The organism is Candidatus Chlamydia corallus (assembly GCF_002817655.1).
Classification (GTDB): Bacteria; Chlamydiota; Chlamydiia; order Chlamydiales; family Chlamydiaceae; genus Chlamydia; species Chlamydia corallus.
The window spans coordinates 23,953-48,779 of sequence record NZ_NWQK01000001.1 but is presented as its reverse complement, the minus strand read 5'-3'; the positions used below and the strand labels follow the sequence as shown (position 1 = coordinate 48,779).

Here is a 24,827-nt window from a genome sequence, read left to right as displayed (position 1 = left end):
AAAAACTCATTTTGCTCAAAGATAAGATTTTTTAACTTAATTATTCTAGTTTAGAATAGCATTTATTTTCAACAATAGTAGAAGAATTTTAATTTTTCTAAATATAGTTTATAAAAATAAAGAAATCTTAACAAAAAAACTAAGGATAAAATCATTAGGGATCGATTCCTTTGCATTAAGCCTGGAACACTCTCATAGTGGGCTTGTTGTTAGAATGGAGGTGAGTGGGCTTGATTTTCCCAGATTAAGGTTAAGGGTCTCTGATCTATGAGTTCCTCTTTTCCAAAGTACTGCAAAGGACCTGGAAAACGATACAAATCTTTAACCAAACAAGAATCGCTTTGTTGAAGTAAATATTGAACAGCAGGTGATTTCGGGTCTACCGAGTCTGTTTTAATAACCGAAGTTTCCGTCCCACAACGATTTTCTATGTGCATCATCTTATACAGGGGAGTGGCTCCTCCCCGCCATTCAGTATAAGCTTGAGCAAGATTATTTATTGTAATCATATATCCAGTCTTTTGTCGCACCAGAAATAATGCAGAAATAATTCCTAAAGCTATTCCATAATTACAATCGAAATTGGATGGGAATCCAGCTCTTGCTTCATAACCAAAAAAATGCGATACGGAATGAAATTCCATCTGGGGTTCTATCTTTTCAATTTCTTTCTTTACGATTATCGCAAGAAGCTCTTCCGTAGCAATTTTTGAAACTCTAACATTTCCGTAAGAATCGCGAGCCAAAAGAAGTTGGTTTGCAATGTCTTGAGGAAGGGAATGAAAAGTTTTTAAGGCTTCTGGGGAGAGCCTAGTAATAATTTTCTCAATAGCAGAATCTCCGTTAGCGAGCAAAACGTTCAGTTCATCTATAAGCTTGCGTGTATCGAAAATATGCTCGATAAGCCCCTCTGGAATTAACACAGTACTATAGTTTTTACCCGATCGATAGCGGTGTACCAAACCTAAAGCAAGATGTTTGCTAAGTTTCTTTAAAGAGATGTTTCTAGTAGCGATATGCTCGCTAATTAAGGCTATATTAGGAAGTGTCTGCAATCCGCATTCTAAAGTGGTATAGGAGGCTTGTTGTCCCATGAGACGGATGAAGTGGTGATATTTTTTTGCAGAAAGAGCGTCTTTAGCAAGATTTCCAATTATTTCTGAGTACGTGCGACAAGAAGTATGAAAGCCCAAAGAGGTTTCAATCCAGCAGTTTTTGAGATCACCGTCTATAGTTTTAGGAACTCCAATTACAGGTGTTTTGCAGTTATGAGCAAGAAAATATTCCGCAAGCATTGCAGTGTCTGTGTTGGAATTATTTCCTCCTATAATGAGCAACCCGTCTAATTTTAGTTTCTTTACTGTATTGAGGATGGTTTTTTTTTGTTCTTCAGTTTTAATTTTTTCTCGACTAGAGGAGAGCATATCGAATCCCCCCATGTTATAGTAGTCATAGATTACAGAAATATCTAGATCTTTATAGAGTCCACGAGTAAGTCCTAAGGGTCCTTTGATAAATCCAAATAACCGAGTTTTAGGATTGAATACTCGTAAAGCATCAAAAAGACCGATAACGACATTATGTCCTCCAGGAGCTTGTCCTCCTGAGAGCAAAACCCCAATCTTTAATGGTTTTGATGGAGTTGCCTCTCGAGTATAAATAGAAACTTCGGGGATTTGACATAGATTAGGAATGTGTTTTTGTAATTCTGGGGGGGGAGAAGATGGAGAACAGGATTCTTGGATATGCTGTGAATGTATAGTCTCTAGCAGGGAGAGAGTCTCTGGGCGGTAGCGAAGACGTTGGATTTCAAAATAACTTTTATTTAACGAGAGAAGTTCCACAGTTTATTCCCTAAAAGTTAGTTCTTTTTTTAACCATTGAGTGAGATCTAAGAGGGCCGAAGATTCAGAAAGAGGAAAGGCATGATCGACATCAGGATACGTAAGAATAGTGAGTTGTTTGTCTTTATTTCCAAACGCTTGGAGAAAAAGTTTTTGGTGGTTTATAGAAACTAAAGAGTCTTTCTCACCCTGCATGTAAAGAATTCTAGGGAGATTGCGAGCATAGGGAACAAGCTCCTTAAGGATATCTATTTTTAGGAATTGCGAATAGAAATCGGAATTTAGAGTAAGACCAGCATAAGTAACCTCGCCTTTTTCATTAATTGTGATAGCTTCGGGAGAATTTTTTTTTGCTTCCATAGACATTAGTTTGCCTGAAATTGTAGGTGCCCATAAAGCTAAGGCTTTGATTTTCTTACAAGAAAGAAGAGCCAGGAGAGCAAGGGTTCCTCCTATTGAAGAACCAAAAATAGCAAGCTTTTCTGGATCTAGATGAGGCAGGGAATAAAAGTAGTCAATGACCTCCCGAATGTTCTGCTTATAATTTTCAAGAGAGAAGTCAGTAAGGCGACCCTCACAGTCTCCGTGACCAAGAAGATCAACTCTGAGAGCTGCTATACCCAACCGAGTTAGTTCATAAGCTAGACTTACGTGGGAGCGTTTTGAACCTGTTTTATCTGAAGCTAAACCGTGGAGAAGTATAACTGTAGGATAAGGAGGATTAAAATGGAGGGGGGTATGTAAAATGCCAAAAGTGGTGAAGTTATTAAGTAGAGTCAGTGAAAACATAGTGCGCTGTTCATGCTTTTTCAATACCGCGCCTGTAATCAAAGGGTGCTCCTACCTTCTATATGCTTGACCTATGCTAATGTAGTTTTTAAAGAAAAATTAGTCGAGAAAATTCGTTGAACAGAATAACTACAACTGGAAGTTATCAATATTATAAAAAGGCGGTCTTAAGACCACCTTTTATATTGAGTTTTTCTAGTTAAAAAGTCCTCCTAGTGCTGACCCTAAACTACCAGCGAGTTGATCTGCTTTTGACCCTAAATTATCAATTGTTTTTTGCAATGATTTTGGATCGGGAGATACCTTTTTTGGATCGGAAGATGCCTTCTCAAAATGATATTTATAGTGAAGGATCAAACGGATTACGCATTTGAAGATCAGAGCAATCAATAAAGGAACAATCAATATTTATTAATGACTACATCAAAATAGTATGAGATATCGCTGTAATTAAAACAAGTTCAATTTTCTATAAATTTCTATTAGGTTGTTTTATAATAAGAATTATTTATAAATCATTCCAATTTGGTTCAAACTATCTTCAAATATTTATTCTTTAGTTGGAGATATGCCTATGATCCCAATGCTCCTTAATTAGAAAAAACTATCATTAAAGTTTTGATTAAAAGACATTTGTGTTAAACTTTTATTCCCATGTGCTGTCTTTAACAGGTGACAAAGGAGTTTTTATGAGCAACATACGCGGTTACGCAGACTATTCTTCTAGTACTTTTGGAGTTTCTCTGATGAGGAGGCTAGACTCCTATCTTTTCGGGACTACCAAAATTGTTTCTTATGACCCCGAGGGATTTATTTTAATTAAAGAAGTAAAACTCCTAACTTCTATGGCAGCAAAAATTTTAAGGATCCTTGCCTTTATTCTCTTCCCTGTTATTTTAATTGCTTTCGTTATAAACTATTTTTTACACAAAAAATATGATATAAAAGTTGATAGAAAATGCCTCTATCTACCAATAGAGATGACTAAAGAAGAAGAGCTTATCCTTGCTGCCAACCCTAAATTAGTTAGCAGTGCTGCCTTAGCTGCATCTCCTTTATTCTACGGCTTCCCTAGGAAATATCAAGTGGTAAAAATTGAAGCACCCGAAGGGCAGCTTCCTAAAATTACTTTCTCTATAAATATAGAGCTGCTCTTAGAAGACTTAAATGTAGAATCCGTCAATTGGCCTACACTACATCTATATGAAGACCTAGACTTCACGGGTCATCCACAAGAGAGAGCTTTAATTGAAAAAATTCGTGGTATTGAAGGAAGAGATAGTAAGCAGATGAGTTTATTGAGCAAAAGACTCTTAACACGTCATTTCCTAGAATGTTTCTGCAATACGCTTCATCTAGAAAAAAACAGTGTCCCCCTACTTCTGTATACATATGATCATAATACATATGGAATAGAGAAAACCATCTGGCATGAAATCTACTTTGCTATGCAGGGTCTTCAAAAATATTCACCTGGAGCATGTCTTTCTGATAGGATCTTAGAGTTAGGATTTTCCTTAGGAAGAATATTTGCGTTGAAAGGGTCTTGTTCTGGTGCTTTGTGGGTTAACCGTTATGGTATAGAATTCAATAGTGAAAATAAACAAGAGATTTTAGGTGAGTTAGGCTTTTTCCCCCTCAATTGACAAGTCCTAAGCTTGTTTTGTGTTAGAAGTTGGTATGATTTTGATTTAAGTACCCGAAACATAAAAGAAAAAAAAGCAAAGAATTCAGTCACTTGGGAAAGGAATACCTGACGGATTCAGTGCTTTGGATTACCTTTTTCTAACTCAAATATGTTAATAGACTATTTAAAATTTTAATTATATATCGAAATTTGAATTAAAGTAAGAAACTGCTGAATGAAAAAAACTAAAACCCTAATCATTTTTTTGTTTGCTTTGTTAATCGGAACAACTGGTTTTTTTATTATACAAAAACATTTCGCAACTCATATCATGGATTCACGCTCGTTAATAGAAACAGCGAAAGCTTTTACCCTGGCAGGGAATTACTCATTTCAAAGCTCTGTTTCTAAACTATTTGATGAATTAGCGACCACTTCTTTTTTTGCTCGTCAGGGGAGTGACGCAGGCCAAAGGCCCCTCTTTGTGAATGCTCAGATAGATTTTGAGAGGGCGATTGTTCTCTGGCTTAAGTTTAAACAAATTACAAACTGTGTCTGCATCATTCATACTCCCACACCTGCGACGCCTCTTTGTACGGAAGGGGAGATTTCCGTAGGTCTTATAGATCCTTTAATTCAGAATGATTTAGAACGACTGCTTACAATAAAAAAAAGGCCTGATATCATCCGTGATTATTTCCGAGCAGGCGGCCACCTTTTTGCCATATACCCTAAGAAAGGGCGGAGTTTCCGTTCTCAAGAACAGTTAAGAATTTTAGATGATTTAGTACAAACCTATTCTAGTCAACTACATCCAATTGAACTTGAATGTGATGCAATCCCTAAGGATCTGATTGGAGCGACTTATATCATTAAGTTTGCTGATTCTTCCACCTATATTTTGTCTTTAAGAAGTTATCAAGCTAACTCGCCCTCTGATAACGATAACTGGGCCATTTGGTTTGGATCTATTTATGATTCTCCTGTAGCAGATCGTTTTCAAGCAGTAATATCCTTTCTAAAAGATCATGGATTTTCTCTTCCTCCGGTCTCTACTACATAAGATCACTACTATAAACGGGAACTTATTAAGCGGGATAGATAAATAGATAAAAGGTTTTTAGGGTTGCTTTTTTTCCTTACTTCGTTGCAGGTATCAATGCTGTGCCTTTTTTCTCTTCCTAGTCTTACAGAATATGATTTGGAAAATCCCGACCCATAAAAGTCTGATAATTGTTATTATGTTGCATTAAAGATTTTTTGAAGTTTTTAAATTACTTTAATTTAATCTTTAACGTAATTTATAATGTAACTAACTAACTAATTAAAGTTATTCGAATCCATATTGACATGCGTGCTAAGTTTAGACAATCCAATACGAATGTATTATGAAAAATTTTAATTTAAAATTGTTTTAATTTAACCGTTGGTATAAAATTAGCGGTTCTCATTTTTTGGAGGAATTACTGTGGTCTCTTTGTTTTCTTCTATTTCCCTTGCTAGAACCTACCCTTTATTTAATCAGTCCAGCTGCGACTTAGTGGAATGGTTGGCCGAAAAAATAGATTCCTATTTTGATCTGGGACAGGGGCAAACAGTTTTTATTACAAAAGAGAAGAATACGATTTTTTATCTAAAACGCTCTAGTAGATTTAGAATGCATCGTCCTGGATCTCTGGAGTGTACCTTAAAGATCATATCTTACCTACTTGTAGTTCCTCTATTGATTGCTCTCATATTCAAATGCGTAGTCCACTTGATCCTACACTTTATGTATCGTTTTGAGAAATACGTTCCCGTTCCTTCTGATGATGATATAATAACTGGTGCAAAGGAAATTATGCGCGACTTTAAACAGGGTGTCAAAGGTCTAAAGAAGACTTTTGTTTCTGGTGTGAAATCATTAACCAATAAGAGATCAGCCAGTAAGATATCAAGTCGAAGCGTAAATTCTCAATTTGTTAAATTGCCAGGAATGAGGAATGGATATGGATTTCGATAAAAAAGGAAATTTTGATTAAGGATTGCCTCTCTTTTTTGAATTTCTGAGAATTTATGTAACTCTTTCATCCATCATAAAACGTATCTAATGGATTTGCAGAGAGCGTTATAGTTGTCTTATGTTGCTTTAGGAAATCATTATCTATGTCCTTGGCTAGTACTAAATTCAGAATAGCTTTTAGATACCCCTTTTGTTGACTAGCATAGTCCCCTAAGCGGTATATTTGTTGAAGCTTAGGAATATCGAATAGCTTTCGATACATTGTGATAGTCTCATTGAAAGCTATTCGAGCATAGTAACAAGGATGACCCTCTGTAAAAAAGACTTCCTCCTTTAAACCTTCACGTAAATATAAATAAAAGGTAAGCATAGAACATGCCCCTGCTCACAATGGTGTGAGATAACCATCTCGGTAATATGACTGTGTTAAGCAAAAAAGAGGCCTATCTTCTATAGACAGGCTCTTAGCTCTTTATTTATAGAGCATAGAGCTACTTTATCATTCAATAGATCTTCGAACAAACAATCTATAAGTTGTTTGAACCTGTATTGGCATTCGTTTACTAGTTTATAACAACCCAATACGGAACGAAGACAGTGTTCATGAAAATCTGATATGTTATCAATAGTATGCGGAATCCAGTGCATAAATAAGAGTGTTTCTTTATTTTGATTATAAATTTCTTTTAAAACTGGACTAACTGCCCTATCTATAGTGAGCTTAACTTTTTCTTTTGAGGAGAGGCGAAATATATTTTTAACTGTAGATCCGAATTCCAAGGGGTTGGCTTGAGCTTTTAAGATATCGGTTTCTCTTTGCTTATGAAGCCATTCATTAATTAGTTTCTCTTCGATAGATTTTTTTCCTAAGCAGGCTTGCGATGCTAAAAAGAAGGAAGCATTTATAACTAAAATAATTCCTGAGATGAGTACAGGAAGCGGAGGAAGAATTCCCAATCCAGCTAAAGCAAAGCTATGAGAGTGATTCCCCCAACTAAAGCCAGCAAAGCAATAATAAAACAAGTTATGTTAAATAACCTCTTGTTAGATAATTCTTCTGGGGATTGTCTATTTAATCTAACCGATGTTTGAGCATTTTGGAGCAGAGCTTCTGATAATACTTTTCGGTTATAAGGATACCTTTATATATTTTGCGGGATCGCTTCAATTGGTTTGACTATTTTCCCCGTGTTTAGGAGCAGAAGATTGCTACCTTATTTCCTCTCTCGATATACTCTGTATTTCTATGCTCAATAAGAAAATTATCTCCCTCATCTATTGTTTTCACAAAACTAAGAATAGCCTGTAGGTTCTCGTTGTTTGACCGATCGTATTGATTTTTATGATACATTTTTTTAAGAGCGGAAATTTTAAAGAGTTTTCTATAGACACCAATTGCTTCATTGAAGGCTAACCGAGCATAGTAACAGGGATGCTGTGGATTAAAAAAGTTCTCGGCCCTCTCTTTTCGACGCAAGTATAGATAACAATTTAGAGCAGAACGAGGTCCTGCTCGCAGTAGTATGGGGTAAGCGTCTCTAGAAAAACAAAGAGTAAAAGAGACAAGAGCCGTCTTTGTACGGCATTCGCTTTTACCCTGCTCTTGATACTGAGAGGAGAGTTCTAATATTCTAGTGCTTCCAAAGGCTACTGTATCATTTATAAGAGATTCCAATTTGGGTTTGCATGCCTTGATCAGCTTATAGGAAGAGATTACTCTACGTATACATGATTCAGAACTTTGGTCTACATAGTCCATTGTTTTTGGAACCCAATTCATAAATAAAAGCAACTCTTGATTTGCTTCAAAGATCTCCTCTAAATAAGAGTCTTTCGTCTCTTTTAAAATATTTTCTGTTTGGCTTTTTGCTGAATGACCGCTTGCATCTTTTATATTTTCTCCAAAGAGCGCGGGATTTTTTTTTGCCTTTGCTAGGTCTTTCTTTCGTTGTTTTTGGAACCATCCATTGATTTTGGATTCATTTTTATTATCGCGTTCTATCCTAGGATAGGACTTATACCAAGAGACTAAGAAAAAAAGAGAAAGCAAAGCTAGGACGATTCCTGATAATAGTCCAGGAAGTAAGGGAAGGACTCCTACTCCAGCTAAAACTATGAGAGTGATTCCCCCAACTAAAGCTGGCAAAGCAATGACCAAAGAAGCAACCCTAACAACCTTATTTTTAGATAATTCTTCAGAGGATTGTCTATTTAATTTTTCAATAGATGGTTTTGAAGACTCTGGGGCAATGCTTCTGATAGTACTTCCAGTCATATAGAATACCTTTATATATTTTTATGGTTTTGGGTGTTGTGGAGCAGCATTTCTCATATTATTTTCACTCTTGATTGATTCTTTAAAAAAATGTATTTTTAAATAATTGTTAGAAGTAAAAATTCACTCCTATTTACTTTTATTTGCAGCCCTATACATAGGATGCTAGTCTGAGTATTTTCTTATACTAGATAGACCCGACTGTCCCTCTATGTTTGGATTCGATTAAAAAAAGCTAAAACATGATAAAATAATCAGTGTTAAAAAGCAATAAAAAATCATTTTATTAAAAATATAATCCGATGCCTCTCCTCTAAGCTTTCTTTTGCTTTGGCAATGTGCTTAGTAGTCCTAGTTTTCATAGCCCTTTAGTAGGGCTTTTTTTAGCCGTTTCTATTTCAGGCTTAGCCTCCACAATTCTTTTAAATTTTGGCTTAGTGACTGGAGTTAGGGGCAATAGTCATAGCAGCAGTACTTAGACTAATCAAAGCCTAGTGAGAAGATCAATGTTAAGAAAAAAGTCTTTTTAGTCCCCGAATTAGGATTTGAACTATTAAAGCACGGTGCAACTTCTTTTGAAGCTTCTCGTGCCCAAGGAGGTGAGATTCAAAAAATTCCCAAACTTTTTGAACCTAGTTCTTTCTGGAGAACAGTTTTTAAAGAATATTTGGCTTGAGCAGGCTTTTAAGAATGGCTTCATGCAGGAGATTATATTTAGTTGTCGTGATAATACAAAGATATCTTTGAGTATCTTAGTAGGACTTCTCAGCGATCTATCAAAATAAAAGTATATTGAATAATGCCATTTCTTCTATAGAGAGGCTCTTAGCTCTCTCTTTATTTATAGAACACAGAGCTACTTTATTATTCAATAGATCTTCGAACAAAAGCTTAAGCTCGATTCAACTTTAGATATCAATAAAAAAGTTTAGTTGATGATGAGATCTTCTCTAAATAAAAAATAATACTTTAAGATCATCAGCTAATAAATCCATAATCCCGCAAAACAGATTGAGGCTCTTCTTCCCATTTTATAAGAAATCCCGTAGCCATATACGGACCACCCGTTGAATACTGGTCTGTTTTACGCCCATATTGTTTTATGTGATTTAAGCCAAGTCTTAGGAGCCTGGAATAGATTTCAAATCCCGCCTGTTTGATAGCTTCAGAGACTTCGCTATCAAGAATAGGCAAATAAAAATAAAGATATTTCCATATCGTCATGACGTTCAGCTTCTGCTTCCCTTGGTAAGGAAGAAACGTGTCTCTACCGTTCTTAGGGGGATATGGAGAAAAAGTATTTGTAGTGCTAAAAATAAAGAGTTGTTCTAAGAAATAACGAGTCAAAAGTTTCTTGCTTTCTGAACCCAGGAAATCAGTAGTATTATTTTCTTCAATTTTAAGAACTTGATCAATTAGAGCTTTGTCTTGGGAACAATAAGAAAATCTCTCTTCGGAACAATAGACAAAATCAAAGCCATGTTTTAAAGGCCACTTAGGCCACTCTATAGAATCTGTATCCAAGTCTTCTAAAAGCAAATCTATATTAACTGAGAAAGTAATTTTAGGAGTTCTATCGAGGGTCTCGACTTTCATAATTTGGTATTTTGTAGGCAAGGCAAAAAAGGAGGGGCAGACTTCTAGAGCTGCTTTTTCAATTAACTGAGAATTTGCAGCAAGAAGAAGCTCTTCTTGTTTGGTCATTGCTGTCGGTATATAAAAGCATTTTCTATCAAATTTTTTATGTAAGAAGTAGCGTATTGCCAGAGCTATTAAAATAATTGGAAGGAAGATAAAGGAGAGGATCTTTAAGATTTTTACTATTGTAGAGACCCTCGCTGTTTCTTGGGCAGCCAAGGTAAACCCAGAGGGACTGATCGCAACAATCCGAGTAACAGCCTCTCCTCCGAAACAAAAATAGGAGTCCAGTTTACTCATTAAAGAAGCTTGCAAATTAGGGCAGGTTCCGTGAGAAAAACTATATATATTCATTATAACAACTACCTTACTAATTTAAAATGTAACTATTCTACATTAATTTTTATTTCAATTCCACATTAAAAAGTATAACTTGTTATCCCCTTGCTTATCTTGAATTAAGAAGAACTGCTCTTAAGGCCAGATTGAGTATAGGAGGAGTGAAATAACATATTTTTTAAAGAATGGCATCGCTGGTATAAGAATCTTTCAAAGCAGTGGGAAGATGAGAATTAGAATTTAGAGAAAATTTTTCATCTATTATGGAAGTAACGAATGCTTTAATTCGCTTTAGGATACGAGCTTTAGTTTCTTTGTCAGTAAAAGCTACAACAACGCTATTTATCGTAAGCTCTACAAGTTCTCCAAGTTTTAGCGGAGATGCGTACGGAGATCCTAATTGGAGGGATAGCTTGCAGTTTGACGGTATAAGCCCAGAAAGAATCATCATGGTATCTTGAGCGAAATCCCTCCCATTTGAGGATTGTCAGAGCTTAAAGCTATCTTTAAGCCATGTTTTCTAAAGAGATCAAAAAACGGATGCTCGTGCAGAGTTGTGATTCGTCTTTTATTTATCTTGATATTGTTCTCGTATCTATGAACAGTTGCTCCTAAGATTAAGTTAATTATAGGAGCCATGACTAATGTGAGCTTACGATCACGGATATCTTCTATGGTATCGGGATTTTCGATTGCCTGAAATCCATGAGCGATACGATGTAACGGCAACGCGTTGATTGTATTTTGAAGATAACGAAACCCTATCCCCTCTCCAGCATGAGCTTCACAGCCAAATCCTGATTCATAAGCATTTTTATACCCAGAAGCTAGTAGTTTAGGACATGCTCCAGGCGAAGATTCTGCCCCTGCAGATTGTATTCCTACAAATAGCCCAGGAAACTCGGAATGAACCTCTTTAAGCCATTCAACAGCTTCTTGAGCAGGTTCTTTGGAATTTATTTTTGGAGAGAATGTTTTGTTGAAGCAGTTTAAAAAGCGCAAGGTAATCCCATGTTTGTAAAACATTTGTGAAGCACTAAACAATACTTTATAAAAATTCATACGAGCCTGCTTTTCAGAAAGGCTAGAATACAAAACATGGGCAAGACGGATATTTTGTTGAACTTCTGTATAGATAATATTATCGTTCAAGCATTGCTGCAGATAGTTATTCAGAATAAGAAGAAGGTCTTCTTCATTTTGAATGCCTCCAGGAGGAAAGCGATGACCTTGTACTGTAGCCATCACCCTATCAAAGCTATTAAAATCGTAATCTATGATATTAAATTCCAATAAACTTAGATTTGGCTCCTTCTCGTGACGGATATCTTGAAAGTTTCGGAAAATATTCGAGTATTTTTTATGGGGATTCTTAGGAGAAAGCAGTCGATCATCAGTCCAAAAATTATGAGACCACTTTAAGAATCTATTTTTCAAACCTAAAATCCAAGCCAGTTGGGGTGTTATCGTCCCAGGAAGATGTACATGGATATCTGCCTTGGGCAGGCTTTTAATGATGGCTTCAGTGCAGGAGATTGTATTTAGTCGTGGTAATAATACAAAGATATCATTGAGTATCTTATTTATATTTATAGAATCTTCGTTGTCAGGACCTTTTAGCGACTTATCATAAAACATAAAAAGTATGTTGAGTAACTCTATTAAAATGAATGTTATTAAAACTATTCAAGTTTTATAATTTCCTCCTATCTAATCATGTAATTTCTATTAATGTTCTGTATTTTTTAATAAAATAAATAGGATCTCTTCCATTGGGCATAAGATCACTATTCCCATTCTATAGTTCCTGGTGGCTTGTCAGAAATATCATAGACCACCCTGCTAACCTCAGGTATTTCATTAATAATTCTCGATGAACAAGAACTCAGAAAGTCAAAGGGAAGGTACGCCCATCTTGCTGTCATGAAGTCAATCGATTCTACAGCACGCAATGCTATAGTATAACCATAGCTTCTACAATCTCCTTTTACAGAGACTGATTTTACAGGGAGAAAGAGAGCAAAGGCTTGGCTTACTTTATCATAAAGCTTCGATTTTCTTAGTTCTTCTATAAAGATCAGATCAGCCTGTCTTAAAATGCTCAGATATTGAGGCAAGATCTCTCCTATCACACGAATTGCTAACCCTGGTCCAGGAAAGGGATGCCTATTCAAGAGGTAGCTAGGAAGTCCTAAGGCTTCTCCCAAAATCCGGACCTCATCTTTAAATAAATAGCGTAAAGGCTCGACCAACTTAAGCTTAAGATTTTCTGGAAGACCCCCTACATTATGGTGCGATTTTATGACTTCCGAAGCATGTCCAGAGCGTGAAGACTCAATAACATCTGAGTAGATTGTTCCTTGAGCTAGCCATTGTACGTCTAATGAATGAGCCACCTCATCAAACACTTCAATAAATGTAGATCCTAGAATTTTTCTTTTTTCTTCAGGATCTATGACATGTGCGAGCTTTTGATAAAAATATTTCGCAGCGTCTTTTATAATTAAGTTAGGGCCAAGTTTAGCAAACTGCTTTCTAACTTCCTCCACTTCATATTCTCTTAAGAGCCCAGTGTCTACGAATACACAGACTAACCTATTCCCAATAGCCTGATGCAGCAATGCTGCGGTAACTGAAGAATCCACACCTCCAGAAAGGCCTAAAATCACCCTATCAGTTTCTCCTACAGTATCTTGAATTTTACTTACAAGGTCTTCTTGGATATAAGAGGTATTCCATAGTGTTGGAGCACAGCAAATGTCTTGTAGAAAAGTTTCTAAAATCTTATTTCCCACTGGGGTAGAGTCAGAAACCTCTGGATGAAATTGCAACCCATACAACCTTTGCTTGGTATTTTCTATGCCTGAGATTAAGCACTGTGAAGTGGATGCGATTATGTTAAATCCTTCAGGAATTGTCGTGACATGATCGCAATGGCTCATCCGAATCTCTGTATCTAAAGATTCGCCATCAACTAGCTCTTGGAATAGCTCGCAACGATACAGATTGATTGGTGTATATCCAAATTCTCCAACACCAGGGCTTACTGTCCCCCCAAAATCTTTAGCCATAAGTTGCATGCCGTAGCAAATACCGAGAATCGGTATACCAAGTTTATAGATTTCAGGATCCAAACTTGGAGGATTGTTTTCATAGACAGAGTGGGGGCCTCCAGAAAGAATAATCCCTAAAGGAAGTCTTTCTTTTAAAGATTGTCCAGCGGCATTCCAGGGAATAACTTCGCAGTATACAGATAACTTACGCACTTGCTTCGCTAATATATAAGTATACTGAGATCCAAAATCGATAATAAATATTGTACTCAAATGTTTTCTCTATTCTGGATTTAAATAGTTTGAAGTGGGCTTAACTTGATAAATATTATGAACATGACTTTCGGCTCTTCCAGACTCAGTAATTCGAACAAAGGCAGCCCTATTTTTTAGATCTTTGAGAGTTTTAGCCCCAATATATCCCATACCCGAGCGTATTCCTCCTAAAAGTTGATATAGGACATCATGGACAGATCCTTTAAAAGGAAGCAATCCTTCGACTCCTTCAGGAACAAACTTTTTTTGTTCCTGCTTCTGAAAATAGCGGTCAGCACTTCCTTTTTCCATAGCGCCTAAAGATCCCATACCCTGATACCTTTTAAAAGGCTTTTCATTGATATAAATAATCTCTCCAGGAGCTTCATCAGTCCCTGCAAGCAAACTACCTAGCATGACACTGTCTGCTCCAGCTGCTAAGGCTTTAATGATATCCCCAGAATAACGAATTCCCCCATCAGCAATTATGGTGACTGGAGAGTGTTTAAGAGCTTTTGCTACGTTTGTAATGGCTGTAATTTGTGGATAACCGATTCCTGAAATTATTCTAGTTGTGCAGATCGATCCTGGACCAATGCCAACCTTCACAGCGTCAACTCCAATCTCTGCTAAGAATAATGCAGCTTCAGCCGTAACAAGATTCCCCACAACTAAAGAGATTTTTGGGAATTGAGATTTTATTTCTAAGGCAGTTTGAAACACTGCTTTAGAGTGTGCATGAGCAGTGTCAATGACTAAAACGTCTACTCCAGCTTCTACTAAGTGGTTCGCTCTTGAAATCCCTAGAGAACCAGTGCCTACAGCTGCTCCTATAGGAGCTTGAGGACAATTTTCTTTAATTTTTTTAATGCATGAGCTTTGCTCTACTTCGCTCATATTTTTATGTAGAATTCCTAAACCACCTTCTTTAGCTAAAGCAATTGCCATGCTTGTTTCTGTAACAGAATCCATAGCAGCTGAAAGAATAGGTATACGTAGAGAGAGAGTTTTTGAGATGGCCGTGTTTAAGGAGACTTCTGAAGGAAGTATTTCAGAATATTGAGGAATTAAAAGAACATCATCAAAAGTTAAAGCTTCTTCCATTTACTTTACACAAGACACTTTAAAGCATTCTCAACGTTTTCTAGCTATGCTGTCAACACCTTTTTAATTGTTTATCAAATGAAACAGATTTTCATTCTCTGTCCCTACTGAACTGCTTCTAAAGCACCTACAGCTTAGAAGAGATGTATGGAATAAAAGAGCAACCTTTTATTAATCAACGAGCATTGCAAAACCAATGATGTCCACAATGTGACATAAAAGTTTCTGGATTTATATGAATCAGAAGAGAGGGACTATGTGAGCGAACAAATCGATCAGATAAAGGTATCTGAATCCATAAAAAACATTTTGGGTATCTGCAAGGATCTCTTTTCTAGATTTGACGTGAAAAGTTAACTGATTATCTGATTCGTATCGCTAATTTATTTGTCTTGAATCACAAAAACAATTGATGAGGGCATCTGTTTCTATAGCTATTTAGGGAAATATTCGATGGTTCCATCGAGCAAAAATCAGAGAGAGTGTTCATAATAGGAGGCAATTCTTGCATTTTTTAAAAAAAATTATATACTCTTTGAGTTAAAAAATTTTTTATAATGCCAATCATCATGACTACTATATCGAACTCACTTTCCCCCGAATCCAATCCCGAAGTTTCTACTATTCCTGAGATAACACATGTATCCTCAGCCACGCAAACATCTCTGGCTTATACGGTCCCAGCAAGAGGACGTAGATCCACGCTACGTATCCTATTAGATATATTCATCATTATCCTTGGTTTAGCTACAATCATTTCTACCTTTATGGTTATTTTCTTTTTAAATGGGCTTGACCTTCTCTCAACACCATCCATTATCTCTTCATCATGTTTAATTCTTATTGGGTTCCTCTTCTTAATTATGGGATTGTATTTCATGATCACTAGTTTGGATCAAGGTCTTGTAGGCCTTTTGCAAAAGCAACTTTCTGAAGCCGAAGCAAGAGAAGAAATATATATCAATGAAATTGAAGATTTAAAAGGAGAGGGTTCTAGTAGCTGCTGGTCGTGATTCAATAGCAGATGTTTGGACTAAATACCTCTCAAGAGGAAATATCAATTTTTGAATTTTTGTAAGTATTCTTTTTAAAACTTATAATTAAAATCGTTACAACAAAAAGCTTGTAAAACATGTTAGCTTCTATTAACCTCCTTCCAATTTTATTGAGGAGGCGCGATATGGATCAACCTACTTGTGTGGTTCAGGATACTAGAACTGTTTTGTACGCTTTAAATAGCTTTGACCCAAGATTAAGTGACACTATAAATACGCTTGGGAAACAAGCTCCTCTTCAAGCAGAAAATGCGATCGCAGAATTTATTGAAAGTTTGGATACAAGTAGCTTTCCTTTAGAGGAAATTGCAATTCCAGTAATTCCAGGGTACCACCCAAAGTTTTATCTATTGTTTAAAAATAGAGATGATACAGGAGTTCATTACGAAGTTTTAGATGGAGTGTTTTTAAATACAGTCGCTGCTTGTGTTATACAAAATTCCCTTCTCAACAATTCTATGAGTCAGGAGCTCCTTAGCGAAGTTAAGGAAGCGTTAATAAGAAGCGCTCAAACTGGAATGCGCTATTTGATAGGGTCAGAAAATTCTGAGAACCTTTTAACAGGCTCGAATTCTTTTGAACTTGTGAAGAACACCGAATTCTTAGGAAGAGCTCTGGATATTGTTACAATAGACCCAGTAAATATTCTTAATAGTTTGGGAACCTACTCTGCTTTGGACTATTCTTTTAATGAAGAAACAGCGATTCCTAGTTCTGATGGTAGACTTGGATTGCCTCCAGGAACTCGACTTGTTCCAAAGTATATGGCAGAGGTAAATGTAACTACATCAGTCTTTGAGGAGAAGACCTCATTTTCTAATACGTTTTCTACAACAGTAACTGTTAACGTCCCCTATGGTGCAACGAGTTCTCAATGTAAAGTCGGGTTTTCAGGTGCAAACTCGAAAGAAATTGCAGTCTTGAGACGTCAACTTTTCTCTAGTTATGTCCCAAAACTAGCAGATTTAGTAAAGAAACACAAAAGATCAGCAAAAATCTTAATCAACAAAATAAACTTTGGAAATATTTGGCGTAACCAACCTAAGAGTCAGATTCTTACTGAGGGGGATGTGCGCTTAGATTTACAAGGATTTGATAGCAGTAAATTTAATTATCAGATTCAAGTAGGGGCCCATACAATTTCTTCGGTGCTAATTGATCGACCAATTGCAGATATCAAGATTTCTTCTGAGCAGGCCTATGCGATTCGGAAGATCAAATCAGGGTTTCAACAAAGTTTGGATGACTGTCACATTTATCATGTAGGTTTTAAGTCTAATCAATCTCTAGGTAGTTCTGAAGACTCGAGCTCTTTAAATAGTGTAGAAGAAGAGGATGACGATCCTATGGACGGAGCTGAGGGAGAAGAAGCTTCTAAAGAATCAGCTTTTTCAGCTAGTTTCTCTTATGAGTTTGTAAAATCAAATACTCGAGAGTCTAAAAATACAGTCACCCACTCAACAGCCTCCCATACTTTATATACTTTAAGGCAGGATTGTTCTTACGATCTGAGCCTACTCAAAGTAGATGATGAATTTCGTTATTGGGTAGAAAAAAAATTGGACGCCAATGATCCAGATTCCTTAACTGCTTTTATTAAAGAAATCGGAACACACTATACAACGTCTGTGACTTATGGTGGTGTGGGTTTTCAAGTATTAAAGATGTCCTATCTCCAAGTGGAGGATTTAGAGAAAGAGAAAATCTCGGTGTCAGTAGCTGCAGCAAGTTCTTTATTAAAAAGTAAGACATCAAACGAAACGGAAAAAGGTTATTCTTCCTACCAGTCTGACTTGTCAGCTCAAACAGTATTTCTAGGTGGAACAGTATTACCTGATCTTCAACAAGACAAGTTGGATTTGAAAGAGTGGTCTGAAAGTGTTCCTAATGAGCCTATTCCTTTAGCTGTTAATGTCTCTCCAATCACCGATCTCCTTGTTCCAGAGCTGTTTCCTTCTGAAGATGCAGAAGTCCTGTCGCAGAAGAAATTAGCTCTTGGAAAAGTAATCCTTAAGTATTTAGACAGTCACAAGCCTAAAGAGGAAGGCCCTAAACCAAGCATGATTACTTCTGGATTTTTATCCTCCTCAATATTTACTCTTACAGCAGCAAATTCTCCTGAGACAGTTGCTCTTCCCTATGTCGATTATTGGTCTACAATTCCGTATCTTTTTCCTACTCTTAAAGAAACTTCTGGTGCTCAGCCTTTAGAGTTGTATTTAAGGTTTAATGATATGTATCAGAAACAAAATCTAGTCCACAATACTTCCTATATTTTAGCTTCAATGTCGGTGACTTTAGGATATTTCGGAAATTCCTATAGGGATTATGATGCCCTATCCTTTTATGGAAGTTGGCCTCAGGCATATTTTGACTGGTCTGGATATACAGACAGGTGTACTTGGACGTTAGAAAAGCTCAATACAACTGGTGATCTTTTCATTCGTTTTGGAGATGAGATACGTTTAAAACACAATGCCTCTGGAGAATATCTTGCCACCACGAGCATGTCTGATGGCTATCAGACACTAACTCGGACAAACAAGATGAGCGACGCTGTTTTTATAATGACCTTGCCTTCCTAGAAAACTGAAAAGAATTTTTTTCTTAGGGTTGAGGAGAAATCTTCTTATAGCTTTCATGAACACATAGTATAGAAGTGCCGTTTGCTAAAAATGTGCTTCGGAGATAATCTTCACCAAAGGCATCTCCAAAAGTATTTAGAGAATCTGGGGAGGAAACGCTTTCCCAGACTAAAGAATAGTATCCTTTTATAGGTAAGATCTCTTTTGAATAGATACTCGCATCCGCAATCCAGGCATAGGCAATGCCGCAGGGGCTGCCCTCAGGATAAGAGCAAACTTCAACGGGATAAAGGCTGTAGATACCTTCTCGCTTTCTAGCTACTATAAAGTCTTCTTCTGTCATTTCAAGACCTACAGCATTACAACGTTGTCCAGGAGATTTAATAAGATTGAGGACAGCTCGGTTTTCAGGCCCATCTTGAGGGGTTCTACGGCGGCTTCCATTTTTTAAATACTTTCCTGTATCAATATTAAAAGAGCGCTCATATCCGTTTATCCAAATGGGAGAGGGGCGATAGGTTTTCAATGTAAGAGCTGCTGATTTTGGGTGCATTAGACTTCCATAAGTAGATATAGGAATATAAGAACCTTTGATTTTAAGATTCTTATGGATTTCTCTCCAAATTCTACGAGACTCCTCATCAGTCTTGGCTATTATATGAGGATCATTATGCTCTTGAGAAAATACTTGAGCCGCACGAAATGCAGAAGAATAATGAGGCAATTGCGAAATACTCCTATTTCCACCGACAAAAAATTCTTCGCTCTTTGAACTATTGTGATAAGTTAAGGAGAGCTTTTGATTACAGGAGGAAAGAAATAAAATACCTAACCCTAAAAATATAATGGGGCGGATAAAATAAACTGGCTGTTTCATAAGTAGATCAAGAAAATTAATTTATGTGGTAGTTGGCTTTCCTTTATCCTACTTAAAGAAGCTTTTTAACAACGTTTCAGTATAATTTTGATGCCATGGTTAGAATAACACACAGTTGTCACTACGGAGTATCCCAACCCTCTACTATATTTTACAAACTGTCAAGAAATATACTAAAAAAAGAATACTAATCCAACTGTCTTTCTTGAAGAATTCTTTGTTCTGCTATGCTGGATTCCTCGAACAATTTAGTCCAAGTAAATCCACACCTCTCTTTTTTTGTTTTCATAGCCTGTGATGATACCAAGAGCAACTAGCTGCTTTAAAATACTTTCACCTAAACAGAGCTTGCCATCCCCAGGTTCAGATTTGTCAGGTTTATGGAAAAGTTCACCAGTAATTGTTTCAGCATCTATAGTCTCGCCGCCAAATTTTTGAGAGACTTTACAATAACGTCTTGTTTTAGGATCTCGTTCAATATAGCGTTTAGCTAGAAAACTTAAGTATTCTTTGATTAAATCTAACTTTTCCTCATAGAGAAAGTTTTGTTTTCCCTGAGTATGAATAGGAGCTGACAGATCTAAAGCATAGCTCAGTCTATCAAAAATTAAAGACGACATGAACCCCCTGTCGCACTTTAGAGATTTTGGCAACTTCATTATCAATCCCTTTAAGAAACTTGGGGGTACTGTCTTCAAAATCTTTCGTATTAATACGGTTTGCTGTTTATGCTTTTCAGCAAGGCTTTGTTCATTAAAGAACCCGATAGACTCAAATACACAGGAATAGTCGCTAGTTTTTGCGTCATTTACATTTAAGGTTAATGTTTTTTTCCCTGGAATTATTCCAGAACGCCCTGCTTGAAAAGCAAAATTAAAGAAACTATGAACACATGTTTTAATTGACTTGATATGCTTTGGATCAGTACAAGGCCCTTCCTTATTTTCAGGATTATTTAGAAAGTCCTCAGTTAATTCTTGGAAATTTGCTTTCTTAAAATCCAATTTTGAGATCAATAAACCGGATTTTAGACTGAGTCCAACAACCTTCGGAACTTGAAATTTTTGAATTTTACAAGCTGTAAGTAAGTTTCTTGCATTTGTTCTGCGTACCATGGCCTCTACGAGAATATTATCTAGAGTTTTAGATAAGCCATTAATTTCATTGTGTTTAGAAGATACAAATGTAAAGCGGAGAGTTGGGTAGTTAGTAACACTAAAAGTAAATACGGAATGACGATCTTTGTGATAAATATCTAATAAACAGATTCCTTGAGCATTTAGAATCTGATTTGCCTTTGCGGGATCACACCCTGCTTCATGAAAATAGGTTTCTCTTACTTTCCTCTGAAATTTTAATATTGCGGCAGGATAAGTTTCATTAGCTACTGTTTGCTCGATAAAGACAGTCTTGTATTTATAGTCGAGTATTTTATGTAAAATAAATCGAAGAACTAAAGCAATAAGGACTACAGGGAACAAGATACAAGATAGTATCTTTGTAATTTTCTCTGCTGTGCTTAGTTCTCTTCCAGGACGTCTAACACAGTAAAGCTCCCCAGAGATATCGTCCCTAGCTAGAACATCAGTCGTATCCTCTCCCCAATAGAAATAAGAGTCTAGGGTTTCGACAGCTTTTTCTAAACAGCTAGGTTTTTCATAATGAGAATTCAAAGAATAACTGCTATATAGTACTTTCATAAAAAATTTAAAAAAAATTAAAAAGCATTCTATTTTAAATAATTCATCTAATTAATGAGAAGCTCTTTTTAATTTTATTTGTTAAAAATTTTTAAAATTAAATAATTATTTAATAGGACGTCTTTTATAAAGAAAATATTTAGATAAAAATGGTTCTTAGGATTTTTTAAAAACGAAATTGATTTGAATAGAAAAGGGTTCTTATTTCAAGAATTATACGATGGGCTTCTTAGATTATTTAAAATTCTTTAAAAAAAGAATTTCCCTCTGCAAGAAGGTTGTCAATATAGTTAATGTCATAATTAGAATCGAGAAACTTTGGATTATTCAGCATAAATTGATGAAATGGTATTGTAGACTGCACACCGCCGATATGAAACTCTTTCAAGGCCCGTTTCATGATAGCTATGGCCTCTTCTCGATTTCTACCTTTAGTAATCACCTTAGCTATCATAGAATCATAGTAGGGAGGAATTGCGTAGCCACTATAGCAAGCCCCATCTAGACGAACCGATGGACCTGCAGGAGGAAGATAATAATCCAAACGGCCTGGAGATGGAGCAAAGTTATTTGTAGGGTCCTCAGCATTAATGCGACACTGAATGATATGACCCGAGAATTTTATATTTTTTTGTTTCCAAGGTAGCTTATTCCCCATGGCTATATGAATTTGTTCTTTTACAAGATCTATGCCTGTCACTTCCTCAGTAATCGTATGCTCGACCTGTATTCGGGTATTCATCTCCATAAAGTAGAATTTTTTGTCTTTATCTAATAGGAACTCAACTGTTCCGACAGAAAAGTATCCAGCGCTTCTTGCTAAATCTACAGCGACTTTCCCTACTCTAGCCCGGATTTCCTCATTCAAAATCGGACTAGGAGTCTCTTCAATCAACTTCTGACGTCGTCGTTGGATCGTGCAGTCTCGCTCTCCTAAATGGACATAATTCCCATGTGTATCTCCAATGACTTGAATCTCTAAATGCCTTGGATTTTCTATAAATTTTTCAATATAAACATTGGGGTTATTAAAACCAGCTTCAGCTTCTGCGCGTGCGGCAGAAAAAGCTCTAAAAAATTCATCCTTTTCTTTAACAATACGGATTCCTCGCCCCCCACCTCCAGCAACGGCTTTGATAACGATAGGAAAACCTATCTTCTCAGCTATTTTTAAACCCTCGCTTTCGTTTTCAATAATCCCTTCAGAACCTGGAATCACAGGACACTTTATCTTTTTAGCAAGCAATTTTGCAGCAATCTTATCTCCCATTGTGGCAATAGACTCTGAACTAGGTCCTATAAAAGTTAGACCACAACTCTCACATATAGAAGCAAAATTTGCATTTTCACTTAAAAAACCGTAGCCAGGATGAACAGCATCAGCTCCTGTAATCTCACAGGCAGCCAAGATATTAGATATCTTTAAATACGACTTTGCTGCTTGAGGCTCTCCAATACAGACAGCCTCATCAGCAAGAAGTACATGGAGAGCTTCTTGATCTGCTAAAGAATATACTGCTACTGTCGACAATCCTAAATCATGACAGGCACGTATAATTCTAACAGCAATCTCTCCTCTATTAGCGATTAAGACTTTTTTCATGATTCATCTTTAGCTATACGAAACAACTTAGACCCAAATTGGACAGCATCGCCACTGGTAATCAATACCTCAAGAACACGTCCACTCATCCCAGCCTTAACTTCATTCATTACTTTCATAGCCTCAACGATACAAACAATAGTATCTTCAGAGACTGTGTCCCCAGGTTTTACAAAAGGAGGAGAATCTGGGGCAGGAGAACCATAGAAAGTTCCCACTAAAGGAGAACTTATAAATTCTCCAGAACTTGTAGTTTGAGAAATTTCTGAATTTTCTGTAGAGGTCTCTTTAATCGTATCCTTCTTAGGGTCCATTGGAATAGGACGTTCTTGAGAAAATCCACTAAATAACCTGCTGTCATAAAATACAGGATCTTGTCTATTTCCTTCCCCAGTATCTCTTTCTAACTCCAATTCAAGCCCTTCACGTTTTATAGCAAAACGCTTCATACCATTGCGTCCCATAGCAATCATGAGCTTTTCTATTTGTTTTAAATCCATACCAAGTCTTCTTTAATTGAAATTAGACGCGTTGAATATACTCACAAGTCCGCGTATCTATTTTTATAACATCACCAATTTCTACAAAAGGCGGGACCATAACTTCAATTCCCGTTTCTAGCAAAGCCTTTTTAACCCCTCCAGAAAGGGAAAGGGAATCTCCAGGAAAGTCTGTTTTTGATACCATCAGCTCTAAGAAGTGGGGCAGCTCTACAGAAAAAACTACATTATCATAGACCATTGCAGAGACAGTCACACCTGCCTTTAGAAACAAAAAGTTATCTTTCATGATTTCTTTTGGAATGTATAACTTTTCGTAATTTCCTAAATCTAAAAAAAGATAACTTTCATCTTCAAGATATAAATATTCTAAAGTGCGGGTTTCAAATTGCGCCTCTTTCACCTCCTGAGTTGCTTTGAAATTTCTTTCAACAACAACATCAGAATCCGCACCTTGTAAAGCAACTTTAATGAAGGATTCTCCCTTGGGTCCTGCCACCTTAGAAACTGAGGTTACTTTATAAAGACCGTCCTTTGTGGAAATAAACATCCCTACGGATAATTGGCTACTTAACACCATAATTTTCTCCTCGCAGCAATAAAATTTTATCTTTCATTGCCAATGAACCTGTTTCAAACAAGTAAGAAGCTGTTACTAAAATATCAGCTCCTGCCTCTCGACATAGCGGCGCGGATTGTTGATCTATACCTCCGTCTACCTCTATTAAACAAGAATCCTTTAAACCTAAAGTCTTTATCATATGACGTGCGAAAATAATTTTGTCTACAGTATTTGGTAAAAAGCTTTGTCCTACAAATCCTGGATAAACCGACATTAACAAAACAACATCACAAAACGGAAGGAAAGAAGAAAGGAACTCCATTGAAGTATCAGGAGAAAAAGCTAGGCCTGCTTGAACTCCATATTTTTTTATATAAGATAAAAGCTCTTTTATATCCTCTGAAGCTTCAAAATGAACTATAATTCTATCAGCACCAGAATGAACGAAACTTTCTATAAATTCAAAAGGATTGTAAATCATAGCGTGGACTTCTAAAAATAGATCTGTAGACCTATTAATCGCATCAATAATCCCAGGACCAAAAGTAAGGTTCGGAACAAAGTGACCATCCATGATGTCTATATGGATGAAATCACTTCCAGCGTGCTCTAGCTTTTTTGCTTCTGCACCTAAACAGGCAAGATCTGCCCCCATAATTGAAGGGCCAACTAATACGGATTCCTGTTTCTTCACCTCAGCCTATCTTAACTTCACTACGCTATTTAAAGTAGAGTTAGCCTTAACTGTCTACTATTTATATTTACTGGTTGATGTATCCACGAACTCCTACCAGTTGTATGAATAGAAAATGAATACGGACCACCACCATAATACAGAACGAATATATTTCAAAGAACCATCGAGGATTTCTTATTAAAAATTCTTTTCTTTTTATACAAAGATCCTAAGACTACTCTTTCTGTTGTTCTAATTAATGAAATTCAAATTAGGGATTTGGATAGAGCAAATATATCGCGATTCTCACCTGTACCAAAACAGGAAAACGTTTAATAAATAG

General features: G+C 36.4%; 22 protein-coding genes. 5 read left to right on the top strand and 17 right to left on the bottom strand.

Translation table 11 applies throughout. From position 1 onward, the window contains the following. Positions 1-209: 209 nt before the first annotated feature. From CMV32_RS00265 to CMV32_RS00255, 3 genes are all read right to left on the bottom strand, one after another. Positions 210-1,844 (bottom strand): diphosphate--fructose-6-phosphate 1-phosphotransferase, encoded by a 1,635-nt coding sequence (locus CMV32_RS00265; RefSeq protein ID WP_100933958.1) that lies wholly within the window; start codon positions 1,842-1,844, stop codon positions 210-212. Between the two features lie 3 nt (positions 1,845-1,847). Continuing rightward, positions 1,848-2,675, bottom strand: coding sequence for an alpha/beta hydrolase (locus CMV32_RS00260; RefSeq protein WP_100933957.1), 828 nt, complete (start codon positions 2,673-2,675; stop codon positions 1,848-1,850). Positions 2,676-2,828: 153 nt separating this feature from the next. After that, the gene (locus tag CMV32_RS00255) at positions 2,829-3,038 is read right to left on the bottom strand and encodes a hypothetical protein (RefSeq protein WP_100933956.1); all 210 of its coding nucleotides are present in this window, start codon (positions 3,036-3,038) and stop codon (positions 2,829-2,831) included. 284 nt (positions 3,039-3,322) lie between these two features. Between CMV32_RS00255 and CMV32_RS00250 the strand changes: the two genes are divergently transcribed. The 3 genes from CMV32_RS00250 (at position 3,323) to CMV32_RS05705 (ending at position 6,262) form a co-directional block, all read left to right on the top strand. Further along, the gene (locus CMV32_RS00250) at positions 3,323-4,279 is read left to right on the top strand and encodes a DUF648 domain-containing protein (protein ID WP_100934330.1); all 957 of its coding nucleotides are present in this window, start codon (positions 3,323-3,325) and stop codon (positions 4,277-4,279) included. Positions 4,280-4,495: 216 nt separating this feature from the next. Continuing rightward, complete coding sequence (locus CMV32_RS05525; RefSeq protein ID WP_239923117.1) at positions 4,496-5,323, top strand: hypothetical protein; 828 nt, start codon at positions 4,496-4,498, stop codon at positions 5,321-5,323. Positions 5,324-5,728: 405 nt separating this feature from the next. Continuing rightward, on the top strand, positions 5,729-6,262 hold the full coding sequence (locus CMV32_RS05705; protein ID WP_100933955.1) for a DUF648 domain-containing protein: 534 nt from the start codon (positions 5,729-5,731) through the stop codon (positions 6,260-6,262). A gap of 64 nt (positions 6,263-6,326) precedes the next feature. Here the strand turns inward: CMV32_RS05705 and CMV32_RS00235 are convergent, their stop codons facing one another. The 8 genes from CMV32_RS00235 to guaB form a co-directional block, all read right to left on the bottom strand. Continuing rightward, on the bottom strand, positions 6,327-6,632 hold the full coding sequence (locus tag CMV32_RS00235; RefSeq protein WP_239923116.1) for a hypothetical protein: 306 nt from the start codon (positions 6,630-6,632) through the stop codon (positions 6,327-6,329). Positions 6,633-6,712: 80 nt separating this feature from the next. Then, the gene (locus CMV32_RS00230) at positions 6,713-7,285 is read right to left on the bottom strand and encodes a hypothetical protein (protein ID WP_100933954.1); all 573 of its coding nucleotides are present in this window, start codon (positions 7,283-7,285) and stop codon (positions 6,713-6,715) included. A 169-nt stretch (positions 7,286-7,454) separates the two neighbouring features. After that, positions 7,455-8,537 carry a hypothetical protein gene (locus CMV32_RS05520; protein ID WP_239923115.1) on the bottom strand — a complete coding sequence of 361 codons (1,083 nt, stop codon included), beginning with the start codon at positions 8,535-8,537 and terminating at the stop codon, positions 7,455-7,457. A 978-nt stretch (positions 8,538-9,515) separates the two neighbouring features. Next, a complete protein-coding gene (locus CMV32_RS00215; protein WP_100933952.1) occupies positions 9,516-10,529 on the bottom strand; it encodes a DUF648 domain-containing protein in 1,014 nt (337 codons plus the stop codon). A gap of 163 nt (positions 10,530-10,692) precedes the next feature. Continuing rightward, positions 10,693-10,965, bottom strand: a complete 273-nt coding sequence (locus CMV32_RS00210; protein ID WP_151899108.1) for a hypothetical protein — start codon at positions 10,963-10,965, stop codon at positions 10,693-10,695. Further along, positions 10,962-12,152 (bottom strand): amidohydrolase family protein, encoded by a 1,191-nt coding sequence (locus tag CMV32_RS00205; protein ID WP_100933950.1) that lies wholly within the window; start codon positions 12,150-12,152, stop codon positions 10,962-10,964. The genes CMV32_RS00210 and CMV32_RS00205 overlap by 4 nt, the downstream gene beginning before the upstream one ends. 149 nt (positions 12,153-12,301) lie before the next feature. Further along, positions 12,302-13,840 (bottom strand): glutamine-hydrolyzing GMP synthase, encoded by a 1,539-nt coding sequence (guaA, locus tag CMV32_RS00200; RefSeq protein ID WP_100933949.1) that lies wholly within the window; start codon positions 13,838-13,840, stop codon positions 12,302-12,304. A gap of 9 nt (positions 13,841-13,849) precedes the next feature. Further along, a complete protein-coding gene (gene guaB, locus CMV32_RS00195; RefSeq protein ID WP_100933948.1) occupies positions 13,850-14,926 on the bottom strand; it encodes an IMP dehydrogenase in 1,077 nt (358 codons plus the stop codon). A gap of 569 nt (positions 14,927-15,495) precedes the next feature. Here guaB and CMV32_RS00190 point away from each other — a divergent pair. After that, positions 15,496-15,939, top strand: coding sequence for a hypothetical protein (locus CMV32_RS00190; protein ID WP_192940625.1), 444 nt, complete (start codon positions 15,496-15,498; stop codon positions 15,937-15,939). A gap of 167 nt (positions 15,940-16,106) precedes the next feature. After that, positions 16,107-18,566 carry an MAC/perforin domain-containing protein gene (locus CMV32_RS00185; RefSeq protein WP_100933947.1) on the top strand — a complete coding sequence of 820 codons (2,460 nt, stop codon included), beginning with the start codon at positions 16,107-16,109 and terminating at the stop codon, positions 18,564-18,566. A 22-nt stretch (positions 18,567-18,588) separates the two neighbouring features. Here the strand turns inward: CMV32_RS00185 and CMV32_RS00180 are convergent, their stop codons facing one another. The 6 genes from CMV32_RS00180 to rpe all read right to left on the bottom strand — a co-directional run bounded on the left by CMV32_RS00180 (position 18,589) and on the right by rpe (position 24,502). After that, positions 18,589-19,443 carry a gamma-glutamylcyclotransferase family protein gene (locus CMV32_RS00180; protein ID WP_100933946.1) on the bottom strand — a complete coding sequence of 285 codons (855 nt, stop codon included), beginning with the start codon at positions 19,441-19,443 and terminating at the stop codon, positions 18,589-18,591. 248 nt (positions 19,444-19,691) lie between these two features. Next, positions 19,692-21,143, bottom strand: a complete 1,452-nt coding sequence (locus CMV32_RS05515) for a DUF648 domain-containing protein (RefSeq protein WP_239923114.1) — start codon at positions 21,141-21,143, stop codon at positions 19,692-19,694. Positions 21,144-21,381: 238 nt separating this feature from the next. After that, positions 21,382-22,746, bottom strand: a complete 1,365-nt coding sequence (gene accC, locus CMV32_RS00155; protein WP_100933945.1) for an acetyl-CoA carboxylase biotin carboxylase subunit — start codon at positions 22,744-22,746, stop codon at positions 21,382-21,384. Continuing rightward, the gene (accB, locus tag CMV32_RS00150; protein WP_100933944.1) at positions 22,743-23,246 is read right to left on the bottom strand and encodes an acetyl-CoA carboxylase biotin carboxyl carrier protein; all 504 of its coding nucleotides are present in this window, start codon (positions 23,244-23,246) and stop codon (positions 22,743-22,745) included. Before accB ends, accC begins: the two co-directional genes overlap by 4 nt. 22 nt (positions 23,247-23,268) lie before the next feature. Further along, a complete protein-coding gene (locus tag CMV32_RS00145) occupies positions 23,269-23,826 on the bottom strand; it encodes an elongation factor P (protein ID WP_100933943.1) in 558 nt (185 codons plus the stop codon). Continuing rightward, the gene (gene rpe / locus CMV32_RS00140) at positions 23,813-24,502 is read right to left on the bottom strand and encodes a ribulose-phosphate 3-epimerase (protein ID WP_100933942.1); all 690 of its coding nucleotides are present in this window, start codon (positions 24,500-24,502) and stop codon (positions 23,813-23,815) included. Before rpe ends, CMV32_RS00145 begins: the two co-directional genes overlap by 14 nt. Between the last annotated feature and the right edge of the window lie 325 nt (positions 24,503-24,827).

Coding starts and splice junctions, on each gene's coding strand:
- CMV32_RS00190 (WP_192940625.1), top strand. CDS start 15,496: ATGACTACTATATCGAACTCACTTTCCCCCGAATCCAATCCCGAAGTT.
- CMV32_RS00210 (WP_151899108.1), bottom strand. CDS start 10,965: ATGATGATTCTTTCTGGGCTTATACCGTCAAACTGCAAGCTATCCCTC.
- CMV32_RS00215 (WP_100933952.1), bottom strand. CDS start 10,529: ATGAATATATATAGTTTTTCTCACGGAACCTGCCCTAATTTGCAAGCT.
- CMV32_RS05525 (WP_239923117.1), top strand. CDS start 4,496: ATGAAAAAAACTAAAACCCTAATCATTTTTTTGTTTGCTTTGTTAATC.
- CMV32_RS00235 (WP_239923116.1), bottom strand. CDS start 6,632: ATGCTTACCTTTTATTTATATTTACGTGAAGGTTTAAAGGAGGAAGTC.
- CMV32_RS00180 (WP_100933946.1), bottom strand. CDS start 19,443: ATGAAACAGCCAGTTTATTTTATCCGCCCCATTATATTTTTAGGGTTA.
- accC (WP_100933945.1), bottom strand. CDS start 22,746: ATGAAAAAAGTCTTAATCGCTAATAGAGGAGAGATTGCTGTTAGAATT.
- CMV32_RS00205 (WP_100933950.1), bottom strand. CDS start 12,152: ATGTTTTATGATAAGTCGCTAAAAGGTCCTGACAACGAAGATTCTATA.
- CMV32_RS00185 (WP_100933947.1), top strand. CDS start 16,107: ATGGATCAACCTACTTGTGTGGTTCAGGATACTAGAACTGTTTTGTAC.
- accB (WP_100933944.1), bottom strand. CDS start 23,246: ATGGATTTAAAACAAATAGAAAAGCTCATGATTGCTATGGGACGCAAT.
- CMV32_RS05520 (WP_239923115.1), bottom strand. CDS start 8,537: ATGACTGGAAGTACTATCAGAAGCATTGCCCCAGAGTCTTCAAAACCA.
- CMV32_RS00250 (WP_100934330.1), top strand. CDS start 3,323: ATGAGCAACATACGCGGTTACGCAGACTATTCTTCTAGTACTTTTGGA.
- CMV32_RS05515 (WP_239923114.1), bottom strand. CDS start 21,143: ATGAAAGTACTATATAGCAGTTATTCTTTGAATTCTCATTATGAAAAA.
- CMV32_RS00145 (WP_100933943.1), bottom strand. CDS start 23,826: ATGGTGTTAAGTAGCCAATTATCCGTAGGGATGTTTATTTCCACAAAG.
- guaB (WP_100933948.1), bottom strand. CDS start 14,926: ATGGAAGAAGCTTTAACTTTTGATGATGTTCTTTTAATTCCTCAATAT.